Raw genomic sequence first — 18,280 nt, forward strand, 5'->3', positions numbered from 1 at the left:
CTGCTCGCTCGTGTCCACGCACCCGCACCCGGGCGGCGGACGCGGCGATGCCGGCGCCGTCGCCCGGGTGCGGGTGCGTGGACACGAGCGAGCAGACTACGCCCGCCGCACCGGGATGCACAACGGCGTAGGTGTGACGTCCACCGCTCGATCAGGGCCTCGGGAGGGGCGGCCGCCTGCCCGCATCGACCCCGCCCGGCGCTCAGCTCGCGAAGTGCCCGGCCAGGGTGATCATCCGGGCGCGGACCTCGTCCCCGACCTCACCCCGACCGGCGGCGTCGACGGCCCGGAGCACGAGGCGGACGAACGTCCAGGCGCGCACGCGCTCCCCGTCCAGCCCCGCGGCCTCGGCCACGACGTCGGCGCGCATCCTGACGTGCACCCGGGCATGGTGCGCCCGGGCGGTGGCCTCGGGCCGGCTCCACACGATCGGTGCCACGGCGTAGGCGGGCTCACCGGCGACGGGCTTCGGGTCGATCGCGAGCCACGGCCCCCGCGCGGCCTCGCCTCCGTCGGCAGGGGAGGGCACGGCGAGGACGTTGCCGTCGTGCAGGTCTTCATGGAGCAGCCGCGGCGGGGGCGCCGAGTCCAGCAGGTCGCGCAGGTGGGAGCGGGCCTGGACCTGCAGCCGCCGCGGCGCCTGCGCCACGGGGGCGGCGAGCGTGTCCAGCCAGCGGGCGCCCCTGTCCGCCACCGCATCGAACTGCGGGGTGGCGGACCGGGCGAGGGTGCGCAGGAGACCGCCGACCACATCGCACGCGTCGAGGATCGGCTCGGCGGAGAGCGGGCGGCCGGCGTCGAGGCGTTCGAGCAGCAGGGCCCCGTCGCGTGGGTCGGCCGCGTGCAGGCGGACCGCGCCGGCGCCGTCCCAGAGCGGCAGCGCCAGGTGCTCGTGCCGGGCCTCGAGGTGCGGCCAGGTCACCTTGAGCACGGCCGGACGCCGGGTGGGCAGCCGCACCGGCACCACGAGAGCGCTCGTGCCCGCCCACGGGGCGCCGGGGACGTCCGGGTCCAGGGTGAGGTCCCAGGCGGTGAGCCGGCCCGCCAGGATTCTCGGCAGCCGCGCGAGCCACTGCTCGCCCGAGAGCGGCTGGGCCGCCGCGTCCGGGGCGGCGGCCAGCAGCGGGTCGGCGGGCCGGTCCGCGATGTCCGCGGCGAACTCCGGCGGGATCGGCACGAGGATCTCGGGCGGGGACGCGGGCATGGGGCGCAGACTACCGGGGACAATGGGCGGATGCCCGCCCGGTCCTCCGCCCCCGCCGCCCCGCCGCCCTCCGCGGCGCGTCGGCGGACCCTCGCCCTGCTGCTGGTGATCGCCCTGGCGGCGCACCTCGTGGTGCTCTACCTGCCCGGCGACGACGTCCCCGCCGTGGGGTTCGAGGTGCCGGGCATGGACAAGGCGATCCACGTGGCGACGTTCGGGGTGCCCGCGCTGCTCGGCGTGCTCCTGGCCCGCCGGGTGTGGCCGGCGGCGGTGCTGGCCGTGCACGCCCCGCTCAGCGAGGTGCTGCAGGCGGCTCAGGGGCTGGGCCGCACCGGGGATCCGGCGGATGCCGTCGCCGACCTGGCGGGCGTGGCGCTGGGGCTGCTGGCGGCCCGGGCCGCCCTGCGGCGGGGGCCTACCGGTCGCCCGATTGGCGCCGCGCCGGGCAGGGGCGTATGATCCTGGGGTGTTGCCGGACGCAGTGCCGGTCGTGCGGGGCTATAGCTCAGTTGGTAGAGCGTTTCGTTCGCAATGAAAAGGTCAGGGGTTCAATTCCCCTTAGCTCCACAGCACAGAGGGCCCGGGCATCCGCCCGGGCCCTCGTCGTCCCCGGGCCCCCGTGGTCCCCGTCGTCCCCGCGCCGAGGTGTCCCCTGGGCCCTGTTCGGCGTACCGTTGGCGGGTACCGCAGAACGCGGTCCCCCCAGGCCAGCCCGGGGTCAGGCCCTCCCGCCGCGCATCCCGCGCCGTGCGGGCCGGAACGCCCCGGTCGGGGCCGGAAGGAGCCCAGTGCGCATCGACGTGCTCACGCATCCCCTGCACCCCATCCGCTCGCCCTACGAGGGCGGGCTGGAGATGCACACGGCCATGACCGTGGAGCACCTGGTCGAGGCCGGGCATCAGGTGCGGGTCCACGCCCGCGCGGGCACCCGCATCCCGGGCGCCGACGTCGTCTCCCTCCTGCCCGCGGCCCCCGACGCCCCCGGCGCGGAGGGGCAGGCCGTCCGTGAGGGCGCGCTCGCCGCGGCGTGCCAGCGGATCCTGGCCGATGCCCCGGACGCCGTGCTGAACAACTCGCTCTCCCCGCAGCCGCTGATCCGTCTGCGCTCCCTGCCGATGCTCACCGTGCTCCACACCCCGGCCACGCTGGAGCCGGTGCTCGAGGTCACCGACGCCCCCGGCTGGACCCCGCCGGCGCACCACCGCTGGGCGTCCGTGTCCGTGTCCAACGCGCTGGCCTGGCGGCACCGGCTGCCCTCCGTGGACGTGGTGCCCAACGGGATCGACCTGGACCGCTGGGTGTCCGACCGCGCCCCCGTGCCCGGGCGGGCCGTGTGGTCCGGGCGGATCACCCCGGAGAAGGGCCTGCACATGGCCATCGAGGCCGCCCGCACCGTGGGCATGGAACTGCACGTGGCCGGCCCCGTCTCCGACCCGGCGTACTACGCCGAGCGGGTCGTCCCCCGACTGGGGGAGGACGTGGTGCACCACGGCCACCTGGACCACACGGCCCTGCCGGACCTGCTGGCCACCGGCGAGGTGTTCCTCTCCACCCCCCTGTGGGCGGAGCCGTTCGGCCTGGCCACGGTGGAGGCGATGGCCCTGGGCGTGCCCGTGGCCGCCCTGCTCACCGGCGCCATGGGGGAGATCGTGGCCCCGCAGGCCGGCGCCCTGGCCGTGCACCACTCCGTGGAGGCGCTCGCGGACGCCATCCGCTACGCCCGCCGCAAGGACCGCGCCCGGGTGGCGGACTGGGCCCGCCGGTTCAGCGCGGACACCATGGTGGCCGGCTACCTGGACCTGCTGGAGCAGGCCGTGGCGGACCACGCCGACGACGCCGAGCTCCGGAAGGTGCCCGCGTGAGCGGACGCCGTCTCCGGGTCCTGCACTACGCGCACCAGCACGGCTCGGGGCACGTGCGGCACGCGGCCACGCTGATCCGTGCGGACGTGGCCGACGTGACCGTGGCGACCGCCCACCCGGACGCCGCCCGGCTGCTGCCGACGGGCACGCGGATCGTCCCGCTGCCCACGGACATCGTGCCGGGGCACGGCCAGCCGGAGGGCTCGCCCCTGCACCACACGCCCGTCGGCCCGGCCATCCAGGCCCGGTTCGATGCGCTCCACGACGCCGCGCGCGCGGTGCGCCCGGACGTGTGCGTCGTCGACGTGTCCGCGGAGGCGGCGCTGTTCCTGCGCCTGGCCGGGTACCCGGTGGTGCACCGGCGCATGCACGGGGACCGCACGGACCCGGCGCACCGGCTCGTCTACGCCGAGGCGGACGCCCTGTTCGCGCACTACGGCGAGGTCCTGGAGGACCCCGCCTGGCAGGCCGAGTTCGGCGCCAGGACCGCCCACCTGGGCGTGCCCGACGCCGACGGCCGCCTCGGGCGCACCGCCGCGCCCGCCCGGGCGGGGGAGGCCCCCCGCGTCGTCGCGGTGACGGGCACCGGCGGCGGCGGGGTGGCGGCCGCGGACCTCGCCCGCGCGGCCCGGTCCACACCGGGGGCGCGCTGGCACGTGATCGGCCCGGTGCGGGACGCCGGGGGCGCCGACCTGCCGGAGAACCTGGAGCTGCAGGGCTGGGTGGAGGACGTCCCCGCGGTCCTCGCGGCGGCGGACGTCGTGGTGGTCTCGGCCGGGCACAACGCCGCCGTGGACGCCGCCCGCTCCGGCCGGCCCGTGGTCCTGGCCCCGGAGGAGCGGCCGTTCGCCGAGCAGCGCCGGTTCGCCGAGGCCGTCGAGCGTGCCGCGGGCGTGCCCTGGCGGGCCTGGGAGGACCCGGAGGCGGACTGGGCGGGCGCCGTGGCCCGCGCCCTGGGCGACCCGGCCGCGGCGGACCGCCTGGCCGCCGCCCTGCTGCGGCCCCCGGGCGAGCACGCCGCCGGCTGGGGCGCGCTGTTGGAGCGCGCCGCCGCGTCCGCTCAGTAGGCGGCGTCGTCCACGCGGGCGGCGGCCACGTCGTCCGGGGTGGGCTCCCGGACGAGCTCGAGCAGGTCTCCGTCCGGGTCCCAGCGGATCAGCCCGCGCTCGGCGAACGCGGCCAGCCAGCCGTCCATCGGCCACGTCCCGTGCAGCGTCCGGAACCGGCGGGCGTTCACCACGATGTCCGCGACGTGGTGCAGCGGGGGCCGGTGCACGCCGTGGTGCTGGTGGAACGCCTCGGCAGGGCTGATGCGCAGGGTCAGGCCGGCGTCGCGGGCGCGGAAGGCCAGGTCCGTGTCCTCGGCCCCGTAGCCGGCGAACCCCTCGTCGAATCCGCCGATCCGCGCCAGGTCCGCGGCGCCGATCGCCATGACCAGCGTCCACACGAGCGTCCACTCCTCGGAGGGGCCCGGGCGGAGGTGCGTGCGCGCCCGGTGGGGCACGGCGTGGCGGCGCAGGTCGCCGTCGGTGGGGGCGGCGTCGGCGTCCACGCCCTCGGCCGCGAGCGCCGCCGTCCAGTCCGGGGCGAGGTAGCGGGGGGCGCCCATCACGAGCGAGCCGGGGTGGGCGGAGACCTCGGCGGCGAGCACGCCCACGGTGTCCGCGGCGGGGATGCAGTCCACGTCGAGGAACACGAGGACCTCGCCGGTGGCCAGCTCGGCGGCGCGGTTGCGGGCCGTGGCCAGGGGCAGACCGTGGTCGGCGGCCACGTGGCCCACGGTGACGGGCAGGTCGGTGGCGGGGACGGCCCCGTCGGGCTGGCCCATGAAGACGACCACCACCTGGTCGGGGCGGCGGTGGGAGCGCTCCAGCCCGGCGAGGACGCGGGCCAGGTGGGCGTCGCGGTGGCCGGTGATCACGAGCACGGACACCGTGGCGGCCGTCCCACGGCGGACGGCCAGGGCCTGCCGGTACACGGCGACGTGCGCGGCGGCCACGCGGCGGCGCTGGGCGGCGCGGGCCGCGGGGGCGGCGGCCCGGGCGTCGGGGGCGGCCGTCAAGAGGGCGGCGAGGGCCTCGGCGAGCGAGGCGGGGTCGTCGGGGTCGAAGGCCGCGAGCAGTTCCGGAGTGGTCCAGGCGCGGGCCTGGTCCGCGATGTGCCCCACCTCCGCCACGGCCACGGGCACGCCGAGGTCCCGGCACATCTCCACCCAGCCGGAGTGGGTGCCGACCCGGTAGGGCAGCACGGAGACGTCGGCGTCGCGCAGCGCGGCGTGCAGCTCGGCGTCGTCCAGGCGGGCGTGGCGCCAGAGCGCGAATCCGTGCGCCTCGGCCCCGGCCTCCAGCTCGGCCAGGGCGGCCTCGTCCCGCACCCCGTCCTGGACGTCCACCGTCACCTCGACGGCGAGCCCCTGGGCCGCCAGGGCGTCCCGGGCGGCGGCGAGCACGGGCAGCAGCCCCACGGGGTCCACCTGCGCGCGCAGGTCCTTGGCGTGCATCAGCAGCCGGGCCGGGCGGTCGACGCCGGGCCGCTCGCCGTCCGCGGCGCCGTCGCCGGGGAGCGCGTCCAGCGGGACCACGTGCGGGTGGGGGAGCACCAGCGGAGCCCGGCCGGACGCGGCCTCCACGGCCGCGGCGGCCCCGGGGGTGAGCGTGAGGACGGCGTCCGCGGCGTCCAGGAGCACGCGCAGGCGCGCGCGATGCGGGTCCTGGTCCTGCAGGTGGGGGTTCTGCAGGTCGTGCACGGTGACGACGACCGCCCCGCCGTGCGCGTGCTGGGCGTCGAGGGCGGCGCGCAGCTGCTCCGGGGTGAAGTGCTCGAACCCGAAGTGCACGTGCAGCACGTCCGGGCGGTGCTCGGCGATCCATGCCGGGTCCAGGGCCCGCGGCGGCCACCACACTCCCTCGGCGGCGCCCGGCACGGGCGGGTCCGGCCAGAACTCCACGTCCGGGGCCGCGGCGCCGTCCAGGGGACGCACCGACCGCGCATAGGGGTGGCCGGCGGGGACGTGCTGGACGGTCAGGCTCACGGGGGTCCTCTCGGGGCGCGCGGGGGTGAGGGTTCGACACACGCCGCACCCTGGATCGGTCTAGGCTGACAGGGAACGACGCGCGGCACGAGGGCCCGTCGTCGAGGGATCTGACGGGACCAGGAAAGGACGCGGCGAGGATGACCTCTCACGCGCAGGGGCGGGTGCTGTATCTGAGCGTCGGGTCCCGGGGCCACGGCGTGGTGAACCACGGGCTGCTCACGGCCGAGGCGCTGGCGCAGGCGGGCCTGGACGTGGAGTCGCTCCACACGGAGGACGCCACCGGCTTCGTGGGGCTGGCCCCCGTGCTCGCGCGTGCCCGGGAGGCGCGCCGGGCCGTGCACGTGGACGTCACGGACAGCCTGTTCGGCCCGTCCCCGGCCGCCGCGGCGGACACCCTCTCCCGGATCCTCCCCGAGGGCGCGACCGTCACCCTGCACGACGTCCCCCAGCCCGCCGAGGGCGAGGCCCGGTTCCTGGAGCGCGCCGAGGCCTACGTGCGGATCGCGCAGGCAGCGGCCGGCGTCGTCGTCTCCTCGGAGCACGAACGGGCGCTGCTGCACGCGATCGTGGACGTGGACGCACACGTGGTGCCGCTGCCCGTGGAGGACCGCCGCGCCGCCCGGGAGGCGGTCCGGCTGCCGGAGGCCCTCGAGGGCCTGGACCGTGACGTGGTGATCTTCGGCCACCTGTATCCGGGCAAGGGCCACGCGGAGGCCATCGACGCGCTCGCCGAGCTCGACCGCCAGTGGGGACCGTCTCCGCACCGGCCCCGCCGGGTGACGGCGCTGGGGGCCGTGGCCGCCCGGCACGAATTCCTCGTGGACGAGCTCACCGCCCGCGCGGAGGTGTCCGGGCTCCAGTTCCGCGTCACCGGGTTCGTGCCCGACGGGGTGCTCGACCCCGCCCTGCGCGCCGCGGCCGTCCCCCTGGCCGCGCACCACAACGTCTCCGCGTCCGGCTCGCTGGCCTCGTGGATGTCCGTGGGGCGCCGGCCGATCGTCCCGGCCGGCCGGTACACGCAGGAGATGGCGCGGCTGCGCCCCGGCACCCTGCGGATCGTGCAGGTGGGCACCTCCGGCCCGGAGTACGCGCTGGCCGAGGCCGTCGCGGAGGCCGTGGAGGAGCCCTCCCGCACCTGGCAGGCCCGGGGCACGTCCCTGGCACCGGGCCCGCGGGCCTGCGCCCGGATGCTCGCGGCGGCCCTCGCCGACGTCCACGGGTGGGCCTGGCCGCGATGACCGCGCCCGTGGTCGGCCGGGAGGCCGCCGCCGAGACCGCCGGGCCGGAGGCGTCCGTGCCCGAGGTCTCCGTGGTGGTGCCCCACTACCGGGCGCCCGCGGACCTGGAGCGGCTCGTGGCCGCCCTCGCCGCCCAGGACCACCCCGCCTCCCGCCTGCAGCTGGTGGTGGCCGACGACGGCTCCCCGGAGCCGCCGGTGCTCCCGGCCGGGCTGCCGTTCGAGGCCGTGGTGGTGGCCCAGGAGGACCACGGGTTCCGGGCCTCGGCGGCCCGCGCCCTGGGGGCGTCGGCCGCGGAGGGGCGGATCCTCGCGTTCCTCGACGGCGACATGCTCCCCGAGCCCGGCTACCTCACCGCCGCCTGTGCCGCGCCCGCGGCGAGCGTGGACGCCGTGGTGGTGGGCCGGCGTCGTCACCTGGACCCCGCCCTGCTCGAGTCCGGCTGGCGGCCCGGGGAGCCCGTGCCCGAGGCGGCGCGGCTGCCGGAGCCGGCCTGGCTGGCGGAGGCGTACCAGCGCAGCGGGGACCTCGCGGCGGCGGACTCCACGTCCTACCGGTACGTGATCTCCGCGGTGCTCACCGTGGCCCGGGAGGTCTACGCGGACGCCGGCGGGTTCGACCCGGCGTTCGTCGGCTACGGCGGCGAGGACTGGGAGCTGGCCCACCGGCTCTGGCGCGTGGGCGGGGCGTTCCGGCACCAGCCGGCCGCCGTCGCCTGGCAGGCCGACGAGGACTTCGGTGGCCGGGGCGACGCCGCGGAGCGCACCGCCGTGAAGCAGCGGGAGGCTCTGCGCCTGGCCGCCCGCATCACCGCGACGACGGCCCGCGGCCACGGCCTGTCCCTGCCCGGCCCGCTGCGTGTGGGCGCGCGCGTGCGCGCCGAGGCGTCCGGGGACGCGGCCGCCGTCGTCGGGGTGGACGCGCTGCTGGCGGCCGCCCCGGGGGCGCGGGTCGGGGTGACCGGGCTGGGCTCCGGCGCGGCGCGGGCCGCCCTGGCCGACCCGCGGGTCTGGATCATGGACGGCGTGGGGGAGGCCGCGCGCGCGGACCTGCCGCCCGCACCGGCCCGCGGGGACCTGGGGGCGGTGCGCGGGATCCCGGACTGGTCCTGCGACGTCCGCACGCCGCTGCGTCCCGCCGCCCCCGGCGCCCGCCCCGACGCCGCCCGCGCCGCCGACTGGCTGCTGCGCCTGGAGCGCGCCGGCGTGGAGCGCGTGGAGGTGCTCGGCGAGCCGCAGGCGGCAGAGGAGCCGGGCGAGGCCGCCCGCGGCGAGCGGCCCGTGCTGGCCGTGCTGACCTGCTCACGGGCCCTGTGGCGGTCCCGCCGCGGGGGCGACTCCCGCGTGTGGCGGGTGCCGGCCGCGCGGCTGGGCTGGGCACCGGTCGCCCGCGACGTGGACCTGGAGGCCTGGTGGGGAGGATGGGGATGAGCGAGGAGACGCCCATGGACGATCAGACGAGGACGGCCGGCGCGGAGCCGGGCGAGGAGGGCGTGCAGGTGCGCGGGGCGGCCGAGCGGGCGCCGTCGTCGGACCTGCCCGCGGACGAGGGCCGGCGCCGCCACTACGCGCACTTCTACGGGCTGGAGCCGTTGCCCGAGGGGGAGCTGCTCACGGTGATGGGCGGCTGCCAGGCGGAGGCCACGCGCCTGCTGCTGTGCGGCGAGCCCGGCCGCGCCGAGGGCGGCACCCCGGCCTCGGTGCGGGTGCCCCCGATGTTCGAGCTGGGCCCCGACGACCTGCCGCACCTGCTCGCGCTGCTGAAGCGCACCACGGTGCTGGTGGTCAAGCCCGTCCGGGACGACTACCAGGGGCTGCCCCTGGGCCTGGGCCAGCTGGAGTCGCTGCTGCCGGCCGGGGCGCGGTCCATCCGCGTGCCCGCGCTCTACGACTCGTCCCGCTTCCCGTGGCTGGTCACCCTGCGCCACCCCACGCGCCCGTGGGAGGACCCGCCCGTGGTCCCCTACCACGACCTGCGCACCGTGGCCGAGGCCGCCGCGGAGGCCGGGCTCATCCCGTGGCCGGCGGCGCTGGGCGGCCCGGGGGAGGCCGGAGCCCACGACGCCGGGCCCCGCCTGCCGCTGTCCGCGGAGGCGCTCCGCGGGCTCGCGGCGGAGTCCGTGGCGCGGCTGCGCGCCCGCGAGGAGCACTTCGGCACGGTGCGGGTCTCCGACGCGGTGGCCGCCGAGCGCGGGGTCGGGTTCCACACCGTGAACCACCCGGACAACCCGCTGCTGGAGGCCCTGGCCCGGACCGTCCTGGCCGAACTGGGCGTGGACAAGGAGGTCCACGCCCCGGACCGGCTGCTGCTGGGCCACGTGCTCGCCCCGATCGAGGAGCAGGTCGTGGACGCGCTCGGGCTTCAGACGGCCCCGCGTGCGGCCTGGCGCGTGGGCGGGGCCGAGGTCTCCGACGCCGAGGTGCGCCGGGCCCACCTGGGCTGGTTCCGCGCCAACCCGGAGGTGCTCGCCCCCGGGCTGGAGCGCCACGGCGCGCTCATGCGGGAGCTGGGCCTGCTCGCCTGAGCCCCCGGCCTTCGGCCCCCGGAGGGTCAGCCGCGCAGCTGCTCCACGTTCGCGGTGGTCGGCAGGGTGCCGTCCAGGCCGCCGAACGGGTGCAGCCCGCCGGTGACCTCCATGCGGATCGACTCGTCGAGCCCGCCGAGCCGCACCGGCGCGAACCCGGCGGCGCGGATGAGGCGCTCGGCCTCGGTGGCGGCGGCGTCGTCGTCCGCGGCACCCTGGTGGCGGACCTGCGGATCTCCCGGGAGATCGTGGCGCCGTACATGACGGAGATCGTGGAGAAGGCGCTCAAGCGGCGAGGACGGGCGGGGCGGCGCCGAGCCGTGCGGCGTCGGTGCGGCCCCGCCCGTCCTCCCGGCCGGGTGCTCAGGCGATCGCGTGGAGGCGGTGCTCGCCGTCGCCGACGCCGAACGTCGCCCGGGTGCGGACCGCCGCGCCCTGGTACCGGACCTGGTCCACGACCTGGAAGCGGGCCTCGAGGAGGTCCGGGGTGGCGTCGAGGCGCAGGTAGCCGCGCAGGTCGTTGTTGAACTTGATGTGGGGGTTCCACTTCAGGGCGTCGGCGGAGGAGTCCGAGCCGTTGCCGCCGGAGGTGATCGAGGTGGTGATCAGCTCCACGCCCACCGGCGCCGAGGAGAGGTCGTTGAAGTCCCGCTTCACGTCCGAGGCGAACGACTCGTGGATGTCGCCGGTGAGCACCACCGGGTTCCGCACGCCCGCCGAGACCCACGCGTCCACCACCCGTTCGCGGGAGGCCACGTAGCCGTCCCAGGAGTCCATGTCGCCCCAGAGCAGGGGGCCGGAGGTTCGGTCGTACTGCACGAACGGCACCTGCTGGGTGACGAAGTCCCAGCGGGCGCGGGAGGTCTGGAAGCCCTCGCGCAGCCACTGCTCCTGCGCCGCGCCGGTGATGGAGCGTCGCGGGTCGCGGGCGTCGTCGTCGACGACCTTGACGAGGTCCAGGTTGGCCTGGTCCGACCGGTACTGGCGGGTGTCCAGGAGGTGGAAGGTGGCGAGGTCACCCCACTGGATGCGGCGGTAGAGCTGCATGTCCACGCCTCGGGGCACGGACGACGCGCGGAGCGGCATGTTCTCGTAGTACGCCTGGAACGCGGCGGCCCGGCGGGCGGGGAAGGTGGGATCCCAGAGCTCCGGGGTCATGTCCGCCCAGTTGTTCTCCACCTCGTGGTCGTCGAAGATCACGAGCCAGGGGGCGGCGGCGTGGGCGTCCTGCAGGTCCGGGTCCGTCTTGTACTGCGCCATGCGGGCCCGGTACTGGGCCAGGGTGCGGGACTCCCCGTTGAAGTGCGCCCGGGGGACGCCGGAGGAGACCGGGTACCCGTACGGCATGATCTCGTAGTAGTAGTCGCCCAGGTGGATCATCAGGTCCGGGCGCTCGGCGGCCATGTGGCGGTACGCGGTGAAGTAGCCGTGCTCCCAGTTGGCGCAGGAGGCCACGGTGGCGGTGAGGTGGCCGGGCATCGAGCCGAACGCCGGGGCCGTCACGGCGCGGCCGGTGCGGGAGAGGTGCCCGTTGCAGCGGAAGCGGTAGAAGAACTCCGTGCCGGCGCGCAGGCCCGTGAGGGTGACGTGCACGGCGTAGCCCTGGGCGCGCGACGTCGTCGTGGTGCCGGTGCGGACGGTGGAGCGGAAGTCCGCGTGCCGGGACACCTGCCACTCCACGGTGAAGGAGGCGTCCGGCATGCCGCCGAAGCCGTCCTGGTTCAGGGGCATGGTGGCCAGGCGCGTCCAGATCACGAAGCCGTCCGGCCACGGGTCGCCCGAGGCCACGCCGAGGGTGAAGGGGTTCGGGCCGGTGGCGGCGTGGGCCGTGCCGGCGGGGGTGGAGATCAGCGCGGCGGCGGCGACGCCGAGCGTCCCGGCGGTCAGCAGTGTGCGGCGGGCGACGGAGACGGGGACGGGATGCGAGGGTGCGTCGTGGGAGGTCACGTCAGCCGAGTGTGGTCGGCGGAGGTGACCCGGAGGTGACCCGCCGGTAGCTCGCCGTGAGGGCGAGGTGGACGAAGGGTGGCGGGGGAGGGGTGACGGCTGGAGCGCGGGGCAGTGGTCAGGGCGGTCAGTCCCGCAGTTCGCCACGCCGGTGCCGCAGCTCGCGCTCCGCCCCGCGCAGGGGTGATCCCTCGAACGGCAGTGTGCTGAGGTCGATGCGGTCGGCGGCGGCCAGGGCCTTCCGCATGGCGGCGTCCGCGGCGCGCTGGGGGAGTCCGATCGCGTCCGCCAGGGCTTCCCAGTGCCGGCGGCGCAGGTCCTTCACGCGGCCGTCCACGCTCAGGGCCATGGTCATGTCCCGGTAGAGAGCGGTGCAGGGAACGTCGTAGACCGGGGAGACCTGCCATCGTCCATCGGGGCCCTGCAGCACGGAGACGTTCTTGGCATGGAGGTCGCCGTTGCCGGTCAGCCACGCGAAGAGGAACTGCAGGTAGAGGTTGCGGGCCGCCACGGGCCTGGCGGCGGCTCGCGCCGCCAGGGCGCTGATCAGGTCCTCGGTGGTGACGTTGTACTTCTGTGCCGGGTAGACGTCCAGCACCTGGGCGCCGTCTTCGAGGGCGAGGCGATGGACCGTGCCGTCCTCCTGGTGGCGGCGGTCGAAGCGGCCCACGAGCAGTCCTGGGGTCCCCTTCCGGTCGGTGACGACAGCGTGACCGGAGACTGGAATGCCCAGGCGTGCGGCGGCCGTGAGGTGCAGCGCCTCGTTCTCGACGAGGTGTGGGTGCTCCGGGGGGTCGAGCTTGAGCAGCGCGCTGCGACCGGCGAGGGTGAGCGGCACGTTGACCATGGATGCGGAGGCCTTGGCCTGGACCCCGGGCAGTCCGGTCCGGTCGACGACGCCGGCCAGGGCGGTGAAGTCCAGGTCTGTGGGATTCTCCGCGGCGAGCGGCGCTGGCTCGTGCGGGGTGGTGCCGCCGGGCACGATCTGTGTGTCCCCGGGGACGTCGGCGCCGATGGCGAGGAGGAGCGTGAGCTCGTCGTCCAGGGAGGTCTTGGCGGCGGATCGCAGCACGCTGAGGCGGTGGCCTTCCGGCAGCAGCCCGGAGAAGAACGTGGGCAGCCCGCCGCCGGGTGCGGTGACGGCGGCGTCCGTGACGGGGAGCGTGGAGGCGACCGGCGGCCCGTCATAGCCGGGCTGGTAGGCGAAGGCGACGCCGCCCTGGGCGTTCCGCTCCAGCGTGCCGGCGAGGTGGCGCGCCTTGTAGACGTCCGCCGTGGTGACCCGCTTGAGGCCGCTCAGGTCCGGGGTGCTCACCCGTTCACCTCAAGGTGCAGACCCAGGACCTCGAGAACGGCCATCAGCGAGCCGAGGGTGCCCTTGCCGGTCCCGTGTTCGATCTGCCGGACAGTGGCGTCCGAGACCCCTGCCAGGTCGGCGAGCTCCTGCTGGGTCAGGCCCATCTCGCGGCGCGCGGCGCGGACGCGTTCGCCGACGGGGACCAGGGGGGACGGGTGGGGCTGGGCCATGCCTCCATGGTTCCAGACCACCCATTCATCCGAAAAGTTGTTCGGAAGAATGGGTGAGCTTGGCGATGGAGCCCTGGCATGCGTCTGGATACGCACATTTTCTCGGATCCAACCCGTGTGGGGCCAAGGAAAGGGGAGGCTGCAGGGCGAATCCGAAGTCTTCTTCGGTTCCCAGGCTGCATGTGTGACGCCCGGTGCGGCGCGCCGCCGAACCCGTCCTGGTTGAGGTGCCAGGTGTCCAGGCGCGTCCAGATCGCGAAGCCGTCCGGCTGCCGATCGCCCGAGGCGACACCCAGCGCGAACGGGTTGGGCCCGGGGGCGGCCCGCGCTGTGTCGACGGTGGCGGAGACGAGCGTCGCCGCGGCGACGCCGAGCGTCCCGGCGGTCAGCAGCGTGCGGCGGGCGATCGGGGTGGCGGAGGCGTCGTGGGAGGTCATGTCAGCCGAGTGCGGCGAGGAGGCACGAGCGTGGTGGCCGGGTGCGTGGTGCACTCCGACCGGGGCTCGCCGTTCCGGGCGAACGTGTTCCAGGACGCTCTCACCCGGCACGGGCTGCTCGGTTCGGTGGGACAGGTCGGCTCGGCCGGGGACAATGCGGCCATGGAGTCCTTCTTCGCGCTCGTGCAGAAGAACGTGCTCGATCGACGGCAATGGGCCACACGGGAGGAGTGACGCACGGCGATCGTGACGTGGATCGAGAAGACGTATCACCGGCGGCTCCGGCAGGACCGGCTGGGTCGGTCGACCCCGGTCGAGTACGAGATGATCATGGACCCCACGACCGCACACGCGGCGTGAGACACACTGTCACCTACCCATGCACCAGTCCCCTCAATGGTTGCGTTGCTGTGCACAATATGCAGTTGAGGGCCTTCGCACCCTTCCTCGACAGACTCTCACTGGCACCCATTCCGGCCTCACGAGCGCTTGGTTCGAGGCTCGCACATCAGTTACGGAGAGTTTTCTCATGCGCGCTCAGCGACTCCTCCTCGTCCTGCCCCTCCTGCTCGTGGCCACCGGCTGTTCCGGTCAGGAGGGACCGGGGCCGTCTAGCTCCCGATCCTCATCGTCCTCGTCTTCTTCGGCGGTGTCGCCGACGCCCGCCGCCTCGGAGAGCCCCATGCAGCTGACGGCCACCGAGACGTGCGAACAGCTGGCCGGCAACCGCGGTGGTCTGGCGTTAGATGTCCTGGACTTCAGCGTGGACTTCTACATGGCAGACCTCGTCATGAGCGATAGGGATCGTCGCGTGGCGGGGTTGGTGGAGCAGGGCGATCAGCTGCGCGCGGTCGCCCATCCCAAGTATCACGACACCTTGGACCGTCTAATGGCCGAGCCTGAGGAGATCCAGCGCATTGTGAAGTCGGGCGGAGGCAGTTACACGATGCCAATGCAGGACATCGTGCAGTCTGTGACCGGTGCAGCCACCGACTGCTACCAGCCCGGTGAGGAACTCGACAGGTTCGTTGAGAACATGACGCCCATCATTAACCGCATCCCGGAGTATGCGGCGCTGGAGGTGGACGGCGCGTCCGCGGGCGCATCCTCCACGCCGGCTGCAACGTCGACCTCGACCCCTACTGCGGGGTCTGCTCCTACATCGGAGCCCACGCCGACCCCTGAGCCCACGCCGACGCTCTCGGAGGAGACGGAAGCGGCAACCGAGCATGAGGGCGGGGGTGTGCCGATGGAGTACCAGTCGGCGCTTCGCAAGGCGTACAGCTACGAAGAGAACATGGACATGTCCAAGATGGGCATCTATGGCCAGCTGGTCTCCGAGTACGGTGAGCAGTTCTCACCGGAAGCGGCGCAGTACGCGATCGACAATATGACGGACGTGGACTGGAATGCCAATGCGCTGGCCAAAGCGAAGAGCTATCAGGAGATGATGGACATGTCGCCGTCTGCGATCTACGACCAACTGGTTTCGGAGTACGGCGAAGAGTTCACGCCCGACCAGGCGCAGTATGCGATCGACAACCTGTCCCAGTGACGCCCGGCCATGCCCGGCGCGTTGAATGAGCGCGTCGGCAACGGTGCCGCCAGGTGGTCTACCCGCCGCCCGCATATTCTGGTCCTCCGCAGCCTGCGGAGGACCAGAATATGCGGGGCTGTGTTCCGCCTGAAGCAGGGGCGGGGCGATCTCTAGCAACGGCGCCAGGTCTTAGCGTCCCGCGCGCCAGATCTTCGCCATCTTCTCCGCCGCCGCGGGGTCCACCGCGGCCCCCAGAAGCTGTCCATACGGGGTCGGGGCAAGTCGCCGTTCGCGGTGGAACAGCTCAGAGTGGTTGAAGTCCTGCACGCCGCGGTTCCACAGGTGCAGTTTGGACTCGTAGGTGAAGCTGCCCCTCATGGATGCCAGCCGCTGGGGGTCGGTGACCCAGGCGTACTTGGACGAGTCGTTGAGCTGGTGATCGACAGCGCGTGTGACGGCGGCGGCGACCCAGTCGGCGAACTGCACGTTGGAGCTCAGCGAACTGTCCACGTGCATGGGCGGTTCCACGATGCACCGCATCTCCGGAAAGTCGCCGGCTCGGCTGAAGATGTGGGCATACATCGATGCAACGCGTTCGACTCGCGTCTTCTCATTGATTTGATCGATGATCACCATGAGGTTATGTCCGTGATGGTGGGCATGGCGGGCCAGACGGTTCAGAGTCTCTCGCATGGCGTCGGCTTCGCGTTTCTCGACGTCGAGGCCGATCTGCTTGGGCGTCCCACGCTGCTTCTCGTCGGCGTAGTAGAACAGCTTGCCGGCGTGGTCGGCGACGACGGACCGCACGAGCGCATCGAACACGCGGAGCTGCTGCGGAAAGCGCGCGGGGGTATCCGGCCGGAACAGATTGGCCCCCTTGAACTCCCACCGTCCGGGGTGTTTCGCTCGGTCGATCTCCGAGGCGAACAGCTGACGCTTCAGTGCGGTGAACTTCGCTCCAAAGCCTCGTGCGGCAGACTCCGGCATGACGAATCCGGCATAACCGAAGGCTGGGCTTGTCCGGAAGCGAGGATGGTCCGGGCCGACGTAGGCGCCCGGCTCGCCGATCTCGTCGATGTACGCCAGCAGCATCTGACCATTGTGCAGGGCACAGCGGACACTGCAGGCAAGCGCAGAGGCCCACGCAAGCGCGGGCCTCTCGAATTGGTGCTCGGGGCACTGTCTCAGCCCTAGCTACCACACGCGAGCGTACTCGCGCGCGCAGAGTATAGGCAAGTGTGGTTGTGTATGATCCGTCGCCCTGTCGGGTCGCTGCGGGGTCGGAATGGGTCCCGTCCAGCGGCCCGCCCCCACCATTCGAAGGACCCCATGACCACCCCCGCCACGCGCGGCGCTGCCTCGGCGCCCCACCGCTCTCCCCAGAACCTCTCGAACTTCGTGTGGGGGATCGCGGATCAGCTCCGGGGCGTGTTCAAGCCGAATCAGTACGGCACGCTCGTCCTTCCGCTCACCATCCTGCGCCGCATGGAGGCGGTCATGGCCCCGCACCGGGGTCGGAATCTTCTGCGCATTTGACCCTTCTCGGCGCCCGTGGCGGGGACAGGTTATGCTCACCCTCGGCGTGAAATGGGCCGAAGATCAGAAGGGTGTGGCGAATCATGTGGAATCTCCAGCAACAACGTCAGCTGTTTTCCGCGCAGTCGGAGTTCACCATGGATCGGGCCTCTCTGGACGATGCTCGGGCCGTCGCCCGGGCGCGTCTGGCCAGGTGGGTCGAGGACCTGATGACGCCCCAGTGCGACCGAGTGGGCCGGCCGGCCGTCCCGCGCCTCGTGCTGACGAGCGAGGACTTCGACTGGACGCCGCACCAGCTGACGTCGGGTCTGGCCTTCTGCATCGCCGACTACGTCTTGGGGGATGAGGACGAGGGCGATCCGTCGGAAGTGTGGGCCGTCGCCCTCGCCGAGACCTACGCCGTCTTCGAGGAGGAGGACATCGACGAGGCTCGGCGGGAGATCGTCGCCCAGCTCGAGCGAGGGTCGCATGAGTTCGCCTCGAAGGTGTACGTGGAGGCCTCCGTCAGCCACTTCAGCAAGCGCAACCACGGTTTGACCGGCGGTGATGTCCACGAGCTGGTGCGGCTGCGGGATCTCGACCTGCCGCCGGCAGCGTGGCGTCATGTCGGGGTCTTCCTGCTGAACATGCTCGGGGCCCGGGCTCGGCACGGTGTGGAGGTGAGTGTCGAGCACCCCGTCACCTACCTCCCGTACGAGCTCGTCCCTGCCTGCTCCCCCTCACAGGAGGAGCTGCTCATGAGCCGCCGGGTTCCGAAGGAAGTGCTCGCCTATTCCGCACCCCTCTCGTGGCTCCGAGAGTTGGCGAAGGACAAGCTCGCGCAGTGGTGCCTGAGTGCTTCCGACCGGCAGGACGCCCCCGAGGTGTACTTCAACCTCCACCGGTTCCCCTACGCCATGGAGCTGGACGACGTCGCGCCCGACTTCTGCGGAGGCGTCATGAGAGTCCACCCCGAGGGGGAGCGTCCCGATGACTGGTGGCGTCAGCAGGAGGTCACCGCATGCGCGTGGTTCGGCATCGCGGTGGACCTGAGCGACTGTCTGACGAGGGGCGAGCTACTCCAGGCCATCGACAGCGAGGCTGAGGATGACGACGGCGCCTCCATTCTCGAAAGGATTCGCGCGGAGATCTGTGTGACGCGCTACTCCAGCACCGGCGGATCGTCACGGGACACGAGCGTGATCCACCTCGACGCCGCCGATCTCATCGACATGGACGGTCTCGACATCCATGGGATCTCCCACAACCTCGAGAACGCCTTGATGTCCCGGATGGCGCAGCTCGAGTACTGATCGGTAGACGGGGGCCGCGGGAGTGCCCCGACCGGGCGGGCCCGACGACGGCCCCTCGCCTCAGGCGATCCGGTGGAGCCGATGCTCGCCGTCGCCAACGCCGAAGACCGCGCGCGTGCGCACCAAGGAGCCGAGCCGAGCG

At 73.8% G+C, this 18,280-nt stretch carries 15 protein-coding genes, 1 tRNA gene and 1 pseudogene; 11 read left to right on the plus strand and 6 right to left on the minus strand.

The features are described 5' to 3' along the window. Nucleotides 1-202 precede the first annotated feature (202 nt). Nucleotides 203-1,204 carry an aminoglycoside phosphotransferase family protein gene (locus MHY29_RS02520; protein ID WP_239238125.1) on the minus strand — a complete coding sequence of 334 codons (1,002 nt, stop codon included), beginning with the start codon at nt 1,202-1,204 and terminating at the stop codon, nt 203-205. A gap of 30 nt (nt 1,205-1,234) precedes the next feature. Between MHY29_RS02520 and MHY29_RS02525 the strand changes: the two genes are divergently transcribed. From MHY29_RS02525 to MHY29_RS02540, 4 genes are all read left to right on the plus strand, one after another. Continuing rightward, nucleotides 1,235-1,663 carry a VanZ family protein gene (locus MHY29_RS02525; RefSeq protein ID WP_239238126.1) on the plus strand — a complete coding sequence of 143 codons (429 nt, stop codon included), beginning with the start codon at nt 1,235-1,237 and terminating at the stop codon, nt 1,661-1,663. Nucleotides 1,664-1,698: 35 nt separating this feature from the next. Then, a tRNA-Ala gene (locus MHY29_RS02530) sits at nt 1,699-1,771 on the plus strand. A gap of 221 nt (nt 1,772-1,992) precedes the next feature. Beyond that, a complete protein-coding gene (locus tag MHY29_RS02535) occupies nt 1,993-3,066 on the plus strand; it encodes a glycosyltransferase (protein ID WP_239238127.1) in 1,074 nt (357 codons plus the stop codon). Beyond that, nucleotides 3,063-4,133: a glycosyltransferase gene (locus MHY29_RS02540; RefSeq protein WP_239238128.1), complete on the plus strand. Its 1,071-nt coding sequence runs from the start codon at nt 3,063-3,065 to the stop codon at nt 4,131-4,133. Before MHY29_RS02535 ends, MHY29_RS02540 begins: the two co-directional genes overlap by 4 nt. Here MHY29_RS02540 and MHY29_RS12285 read toward each other — a convergent pair. Continuing rightward, complete coding sequence (locus MHY29_RS12285; RefSeq protein ID WP_370643426.1) at nt 4,127-6,097, minus strand: glycosyltransferase family 2 protein; 1,971 nt, start codon at nt 6,095-6,097, stop codon at nt 4,127-4,129. The two genes, MHY29_RS02540 and MHY29_RS12285, sit on opposite strands and share 7 nt — an antisense overlap. A 140-nt stretch (nt 6,098-6,237) precedes the next feature. On the opposite strand from MHY29_RS12285, the gene MHY29_RS02560 reads away from it, so the two are divergent. Genes MHY29_RS02560 through MHY29_RS02570 form a run of 3 tightly spaced genes read left to right on the plus strand, consistent with a single transcriptional unit; the run spans nt 6,238 to nt 9,862 of the window. Further along, the gene (locus MHY29_RS02560; RefSeq protein ID WP_239238129.1) at nt 6,238-7,338 is read left to right on the plus strand and encodes a hypothetical protein; all 1,101 of its coding nucleotides are present in this window, start codon (nt 6,238-6,240) and stop codon (nt 7,336-7,338) included. Beyond that, nucleotides 7,335-8,768 carry a glycosyltransferase gene (locus MHY29_RS02565; RefSeq protein ID WP_239238130.1) on the plus strand — a complete coding sequence of 478 codons (1,434 nt, stop codon included), beginning with the start codon at nt 7,335-7,337 and terminating at the stop codon, nt 8,766-8,768. Before MHY29_RS02560 ends, MHY29_RS02565 begins: the two co-directional genes overlap by 4 nt. Before the next feature lie 14 nt (nt 8,769-8,782). Then, nucleotides 8,783-9,862, plus strand: coding sequence for a WcbI family polysaccharide biosynthesis putative acetyltransferase (locus MHY29_RS02570; protein ID WP_239238131.1), 1,080 nt, complete (start codon nt 8,783-8,785; stop codon nt 9,860-9,862). 363 nt (nt 9,863-10,225) lie between these two features. On the opposite strand, the gene MHY29_RS02575 is transcribed toward MHY29_RS02570, so the two are convergent. From MHY29_RS02575 to MHY29_RS02585, 3 genes are all read right to left on the minus strand, one after another. Next, entirely contained in the window at nt 10,226-11,809 is a 1,584-nt protein-coding gene (locus tag MHY29_RS02575) for an alkaline phosphatase D family protein (protein ID WP_239238132.1), read from the minus strand. Nucleotides 11,810-11,936: 127 nt separating this feature from the next. Next, complete coding sequence (locus MHY29_RS02580) at nt 11,937-13,124, minus strand: HipA domain-containing protein (protein ID WP_239238133.1); 1,188 nt, start codon at nt 13,122-13,124, stop codon at nt 11,937-11,939. Then, the gene (locus MHY29_RS02585; RefSeq protein ID WP_224356357.1) at nt 13,121-13,336 is read right to left on the minus strand and encodes a helix-turn-helix domain-containing protein; all 216 of its coding nucleotides are present in this window, start codon (nt 13,334-13,336) and stop codon (nt 13,121-13,123) included. Before MHY29_RS02585 ends, MHY29_RS02580 begins: the two co-directional genes overlap by 4 nt. A gap of 482 nt (nt 13,337-13,818) precedes the next feature. On the opposite strand from MHY29_RS02585, the pseudogene MHY29_RS02590 reads away from it, so the two are divergent. Together MHY29_RS02590 and MHY29_RS02595 are read left to right on the plus strand one after the other, a co-directional pair. After that, nucleotides 13,819-14,133, plus strand: a pseudogene (locus tag MHY29_RS02590) (IS3 family transposase); the annotation flags it as partial. A gap of 322 nt (nt 14,134-14,455) precedes the next feature. Then, the gene (locus MHY29_RS02595) at nt 14,456-15,328 is read left to right on the plus strand and encodes an Ltp family lipoprotein (RefSeq protein ID WP_239238134.1); all 873 of its coding nucleotides are present in this window, start codon (nt 14,456-14,458) and stop codon (nt 15,326-15,328) included. 171 nt (nt 15,329-15,499) lie between these two features. On the opposite strand, the gene MHY29_RS02600 is transcribed toward MHY29_RS02595, so the two are convergent. Further along, a complete protein-coding gene (locus tag MHY29_RS02600; RefSeq protein ID WP_239238135.1) occupies nt 15,500-16,402 on the minus strand; it encodes a DUF3800 domain-containing protein in 903 nt (300 codons plus the stop codon). 237 nt (nt 16,403-16,639) lie between these two features. On the opposite strand from MHY29_RS02600, the gene MHY29_RS02605 reads away from it, so the two are divergent. Further along, complete coding sequence (locus tag MHY29_RS02605; RefSeq protein ID WP_239238136.1) at nt 16,640-16,846, plus strand: type I restriction-modification system subunit M N-terminal domain-containing protein; 207 nt, start codon at nt 16,640-16,642, stop codon at nt 16,844-16,846. Nucleotides 16,847-16,929: 83 nt separating this feature from the next. Beyond that, a complete protein-coding gene (locus MHY29_RS02610; protein ID WP_239238137.1) occupies nt 16,930-18,138 on the plus strand; it encodes a hypothetical protein in 1,209 nt (402 codons plus the stop codon). Nucleotides 18,139-18,280 lie beyond the last annotated feature (142 nt).

The organism is Micrococcus sp. ACRRV, assembly GCF_022346985.1.
Taxonomy (GTDB): Bacteria; Actinomycetota; Actinomycetes; order Actinomycetales; family Micrococcaceae; genus Micrococcus; species Micrococcus porci.

What these genes read in the sequence shown, in the direction of transcription:
- MHY29_RS02520 (WP_239238125.1), bottom strand. Translation starts at nt 1,204, where the DNA reads ATGCCCGCGTCCCCGCCCGAGATCCTCGTGCCGATCCCGCCGGAGTTC.
- MHY29_RS02525 (WP_239238126.1), top strand. Translation starts at nt 1,235, where the DNA reads ATGCCCGCCCGGTCCTCCGCCCCCGCCGCCCCGCCGCCCTCCGCGGCG.
- MHY29_RS02560 (WP_239238129.1), top strand. Translation starts at nt 6,238, where the DNA reads ATGACCTCTCACGCGCAGGGGCGGGTGCTGTATCTGAGCGTCGGGTCC.
- MHY29_RS02565 (WP_239238130.1), top strand. Translation starts at nt 7,335, where the DNA reads ATGACCGCGCCCGTGGTCGGCCGGGAGGCCGCCGCCGAGACCGCCGGG.
- MHY29_RS02570 (WP_239238131.1), top strand. Translation starts at nt 8,783, where the DNA reads ATGGACGATCAGACGAGGACGGCCGGCGCGGAGCCGGGCGAGGAGGGC.
- MHY29_RS02585 (WP_224356357.1), bottom strand. Translation starts at nt 13,336, where the DNA reads ATGGCCCAGCCCCACCCGTCCCCCCTGGTCCCCGTCGGCGAACGCGTC.
- MHY29_RS02595 (WP_239238134.1), top strand. Translation starts at nt 14,456, where the DNA reads ATGCAGCTGACGGCCACCGAGACGTGCGAACAGCTGGCCGGCAACCGC.
- MHY29_RS02600 (WP_239238135.1), bottom strand. Translation starts at nt 16,402, where the DNA reads ATGCTGCTGGCGTACATCGACGAGATCGGCGAGCCGGGCGCCTACGTC.
- MHY29_RS02605 (WP_239238136.1), top strand. Translation starts at nt 16,640, where the DNA reads ATGACCACCCCCGCCACGCGCGGCGCTGCCTCGGCGCCCCACCGCTCT.
- MHY29_RS02610 (WP_239238137.1), top strand. Translation starts at nt 16,930, where the DNA reads ATGTGGAATCTCCAGCAACAACGTCAGCTGTTTTCCGCGCAGTCGGAG.